The organism is Flavobacterium potami, assembly GCF_020026915.1.
GTDB lineage: Bacteria > Bacteroidota > Bacteroidia > Flavobacteriales > Flavobacteriaceae > Flavobacterium > Flavobacterium potami.
In genome coordinates this window covers 1-287 of record NZ_JAINUY010000056.1, presented here as the reverse complement: position 1 = coordinate 287, position 287 = coordinate 1, and the positions used below count along the sequence as shown (strand labels likewise).

Sequence of the window (287 nt, the reverse complement as noted above, 5' to 3'; positions counted from 1 at the left end):
CGGAACCACTTCTCTCCCAAAAAGCGTCCCTGCCCGCACGTCGCTCCCGCCGACGAGTTCCATGTCGGGGGCTTCGTTCACGATCCGACCGATGGTGGTGCCCATTCTCCCCAGGGCTCCGGATACGGCAACCTTAATCATAGTTCACCAGCACTTTTCTCAGTTGTTCCGTCTTCGCTTCGTCGAGTTCGTCGAGCGGCAGCCGGACCGAACCCGCGGCCATCCCGAGGAGTCCCACCGCCTTTTTCACGGGTATGGGATTTGTGTCGATGAACATCGCCCGTATG

The 287-nt window shown here is 59.9% G+C and carries 2 protein-coding genes; both read right to left on the bottom strand.

Going from position 1 to position 287, the window contains the following annotated elements:
- Positions 1–141, bottom strand: a 141-nt coding sequence (locus K6T82_RS24750; protein ID WP_223711612.1) for a hypothetical protein, incomplete at its 3' end; no start/stop codon positions are given.
- A complete protein-coding gene (locus tag K6T82_RS24745) occupies positions 134–277 on the bottom strand; it encodes a dihydrodipicolinate synthase family protein (RefSeq protein ID WP_223711610.1) in 144 nt (47 codons plus the stop codon). The genes K6T82_RS24745 and K6T82_RS24750, both read right to left, overlap by 8 nt.
- Between the last annotated feature and the right edge of the window lie 10 nt (positions 278–287).

Coding starts and splice junctions, on each gene's coding strand:
- K6T82_RS24745 (WP_223711610.1), bottom strand. CDS start 277: ATGTTCATCGACACAAATCCCATACCCGTGAAAAAGGCGGTGGGACTC.